At 58.6% G+C, this 2,665-nt stretch carries 4 protein-coding genes; 2 read left to right on the top strand and 2 right to left on the bottom strand.

What is annotated here, in order from left to right; genetic code table 11:
* Window positions 1–904, bottom strand: a 904-nt coding sequence (locus tag FSO04_RS45455; RefSeq protein WP_166618399.1) for a putative bifunctional diguanylate cyclase/phosphodiesterase, incomplete at its 3' end; no start/stop codon positions are given.
* 7 nt (window positions 905–911) lie between these two features.
* A complete protein-coding gene (locus FSO04_RS45450; protein WP_154567959.1) occupies window positions 912–1,202 on the bottom strand; it encodes a hypothetical protein in 291 nt (96 codons plus the stop codon).
* A 190-nt stretch (window positions 1,203–1,392) separates the two neighbouring features.
* Between FSO04_RS45450 and FSO04_RS45445 the strand changes: the two genes are divergently transcribed.
* Window positions 1,393–1,818, top strand: coding sequence for a hypothetical protein (locus FSO04_RS45445; protein WP_199203121.1), 426 nt, complete (start codon window positions 1,393–1,395; stop codon window positions 1,816–1,818).
* A 141-nt stretch (window positions 1,819–1,959) separates the two neighbouring features.
* Window positions 1,960–2,665, top strand: a 706-nt coding sequence (locus tag FSO04_RS45440) for an MCP four helix bundle domain-containing protein (protein ID WP_174825359.1), incomplete at its 3' end; no start/stop codon positions are given.

The raw sequence follows: 2,665 nt of genomic DNA, 5'->3' as shown, positions 1-2,665 counted from the left end.
TCGAGCAGATCCGATATGTCGGCCGCGAGCGATTCGTCCGCAAGCTGACGGGGCGACACGTTGACCGCGACCGGCAGGGGCGTGACCCCTGGCGCTGCCATTCCGCGTTCTGCGTGCAGGCCGCTTTCAGCACCCATCTGCCGATAGGCACGATGAGCCCCGTTTCTTCCGCAGCGGGAATGAAGTGGGCCGGCGAGACGGCGCCGAGTTCCGGACTGTGCCAGCGAAGCAGCGCTTCGGCGCCGCAGATGGCGCGATTGCGCAGGTCCAGTTTGGGTTGGTATTGCAAACGGAATTCGCCGCGCTCCAGCGCGCTTCGCAGATGAACGTCCAGTTCAAACGCGTGCGCCAGCCGGGTGGTCATGAGGTCGCAGTGGAACCTGAACGCGTTGCCCCCTTCCTGCTTCGCCACGCGCATCGCGACATCGGCATGCTTGATCAGCGATTGCCAGCTATCCGAATCAGACGGGTAAATCGATATGCCCATGCTCGCGCTGGCGCGGCATTCGTGTCCACCGACGACGATAGGCTGGCCGAGGGCCGTCAGTATTCGACCCGCGGTTGCGCAAACGCCTTCAATTCCGTCGGGTTCCCGAAGGAGGATTGCAAATTCGTCGTCCCCGAGGCGGGCGACCACTTTGTTGTCTTTTACGCATTCAAGCAGCCGTCGGGACAGCGTCTTGAGCACCTGGTCGCCGGCAACGTGGCCGAGCATCGTGTTTAACCGTCCGAACCGGTCCAGATCGACAAGCAGCACCGCGACCTTACCCGCCCTATGCTGCGCCGACTGCACGGCCTCGCAAAGCAGGCAGAAAATGGACTTGCGGTCGGGCAATCCGGTCAGGCCGTCAAGCATCCCCATATACCCGATGCGGCGCCCGGCGTCGTTCGTGAATCGCCCCATGTTCTCATCACTCCAATGCCGCCAAAAGGGCATCGACCTCGCTCAGCCAAGCCGTGGCGTAACCGGTGGGAAGCTCGGCGCTGTCCACGGCGCGCATGGCTTCTTCGATTCTTGCAAAAGATGCTCGCCTAATCTCCGCTCTCGTCGGTGCAACCATATTGGACAGCAGCACACGCAGAATCAGGTCGATCGCGGAGAGCCGGGCGCTTTGCTGCGCAATACCGTCGGCGTGCGTTTCGAGGGTGGCTCCGATGCTCGTCATCAAGCCGACCAGATCGCTTTGCGCGAAGCCCGTCATAGGGGAGTTCCACCGCTTCGCTTTGCTGAGCCGCGTCTGCGGGTACGCCAATCCGGTTCATGTCCATATCGCATATTAGTCTTCGTTGTCGTGGGAACGGCTGGAGCCGGAGTCATGCGACGCCTCCTCTACGGCCAGCAGCGCGCAAAAGTGCCCCCACGCCCTCAACTAGATCTCAGGTCCAGCCGACATGATTGCACGCTTCATCCCGAGCATTCCCACTGCATCCGGGGGAAGAACCGCACGCTCGGACGGTTCTAATATGCATTATCTTGATTGGGTCGCCGTTTTTGTTGCACGGGTGGAGCCGAGCGACGCCGGTGAGGCTCGCCGAAGGAAACGCCATCACCACAACGGATGGCTGCCGATGCAGACTGGCAAAAGTTCTGAACAGGGTGGTAAGTCGGACACCAATGAAGCGTTGCTGAATTCGCTGACCACGCTCGTGAGGACAAACGGCGCAGCGGTTTCTCATCTCGGCGCACGGCGCGTGGTTATGAGCAAGTTTGTCGATGCGGTGCTGCGGCACCTCACGGCGGCACAGTGCGCGGCCGTGACGAAATCGCTTCGATGCGGGGTCTACAGGTGCCTTACGCCGTTAAGAATATCCCTATAAAAATGAAGCAAACTCGTACATAGATTACTCTTGAGCGGGCGCAGTTACGAGCCGTAAGCACATATTCAGATAGCGTAGGCAACCATAGCTTTTCGTTTCGTAATGACAACGGGTTGGGCACGGATCATAGAGGAAAGCGACATGAGCAGCTTCACACAGACAATCAAATTCAAGATCGTTATCGCGTTCGGCGCGTGCGTAATTCTTATGGTCACAATCGGGCTGTTTGGCGCATTCGGGCTTTCCAAGCTGAATTCGAACATGAACGAAGCCTACTCCAGCAATACGGTTGCGATTAGCGATCTAAGCGACATCCGTGCGGCGCTACTCTTTATCCGTCTTCAAGTGAGGCGAATCCAGATAGACAGGAATCCAGCCAAGATGGCTGAGGCGGTTGAGGCTATTCACTCCGACCAGGACCGGCTCAGTAAAGCATGGGATCACTATCACCAGACCGAGATATCCAGCGACAAGGAGCGCGAAATTGCCGAGAGGATCAACAACGGGCTGCCGCAGTTCAAAGCAAGGACGGATGAAATCGTGGCCGCTTTCAACGCCGGCAATTACGATGGAGCCACCCAACTGATTGACAAGATAGGGCCGGTCGCTGACGCGGTAAAGGATGCGGTCAATCAGGATGTCCGTTTGAATATTGAGCAAGCCAGGAAATTTGCCCAGGACAGCGAATCGATGTTCAGGACCATCCTCTGGATCGCGGTAGCACTTATCGGCTTCGGCGTAATGGTCGCCGCCGGTGCGTCGCTGTACCTGCTGCGCGCGATCTCGAATCCCCTTAAAAAGGCGGTGGACGTAGCGAACCAGATCGCTAGCGGCAGGCTGGAGAACG

It is taken from the genome of Paraburkholderia madseniana, from assembly GCF_009690905.1.
GTDB lineage: Bacteria > Pseudomonadota > Gammaproteobacteria > Burkholderiales > Burkholderiaceae > Paraburkholderia > Paraburkholderia madseniana.
The sequence above is the reverse complement of the archived record's forward strand: the minus strand, read 5'-3'. Positions and strand labels throughout refer to the sequence as shown.

Excerpts from the sequence above, each read along its gene's own strand:
- FSO04_RS45450 (WP_154567959.1), bottom strand. The coding sequence starts at position 1,202 with ATGACGGGCTTCGCGCAAAGCGATCTGGTCGGCTTGATGACGAGCATC.
- FSO04_RS45445 (WP_199203121.1), top strand. The coding sequence starts at position 1,393 with ATGATTGCACGCTTCATCCCGAGCATTCCCACTGCATCCGGGGGAAGA.